Raw genomic sequence first — 893 nt, 5'->3', positions numbered from 1 at the left:
TCACACAGATTGTCTGATAAAAAGTCACGAGCAGAAAAAACCTCTACAGGCTTGTAGCTCAGGTGGTTAGAGCGCACCCCTGATAAGGGTGAGGTCGGTGGTTCAAGTCCACTCAGGCCTACCAGATTTGTCCTCATGCTGCGTTGTGCCGACGGCTCGCATAGTTCACTATGCTTCGCGTCAGCACGCCTTGCCTGAGAAAAAATCGCATTCTTTACATGAAGAATGCAACTCCTGGTAGTAGTGGTCTCTGCAGTAACTGTATGGGGCTATAGCTCAGCTGGGAGAGCGCCTGCCTTGCACGCAGGAGGTCAGCGGTTCGATCCCGCTTAGCTCCACCATACATGCTGTTTTTTCTGAAATACCTCAGAGCGTACCGGCGACGGTGTGCTGTGACGTATTATGCTCTTTAACAATCCGGAACAAGCTGAAAATTGAAACGACATGACGCGTTCATTCTCCGTAATAAGAATGAAATGGCGACATGTTCGAGTCTCTCAAATCCCTGCAGTCTGCAGCGTGAAAACGCCTGTGGGTTGTGAGGTTAAGTGACTAAGCGTACACGGTGGATGCCCTGGCAGTCAGAGGCGATGAAGGACGTGCTAATCTGCGTAAAGCGACGGTAAGGTGATATGAACCGCTACAGCCGTCGATGTCCGAATGGGGAAACCCGGTGCACTCAGTGCATCATTGCAGCATGAATACATAGTGCTGCAAGGCGAACCGGGGGAACTGAAACATCTAAGTACCCCGAGGAAAAGAAATCAACCGAGATTCCCCCAGTAGCGGCGAGCGAACGGGGAGCAGCCCAGAGCCTGAATCAGCATGTGTGTTAGTGGAAGCGTCTGGAAAGTCGCAGGGTACAGGGTGATACTCCCGTACACAAAAGCACA

2 tRNA genes and 1 rRNA gene are annotated in these 893 nt (G+C 51.5%); all 3 read left to right on the top strand.

The window, feature by feature from the left end:
• Positions 1–47 precede the first annotated feature (47 nt).
• Positions 48–124, top strand: a tRNA-Ile gene (locus FJW00_RS09710).
• A gap of 141 nt (positions 125–265) precedes the next feature.
• Positions 266–341 (top strand) — tRNA-Ala (locus FJW00_RS09705).
• A gap of 201 nt (positions 342–542) precedes the next feature.
• Positions 543–893: ribosomal RNA gene (locus FJW00_RS09700) — 23S ribosomal RNA — on the top strand; the annotation flags it as partial.

This window comes from Pantoea anthophila (genome assembly GCF_006494375.1).
GTDB classification, from domain to species: domain Bacteria; phylum Pseudomonadota; class Gammaproteobacteria; order Enterobacterales; family Enterobacteriaceae; genus Pantoea; species Pantoea anthophila.
The sequence above is the reverse complement of the archived record's forward strand: the minus strand, read 5'-3'. Positions and strand labels throughout refer to the sequence as shown.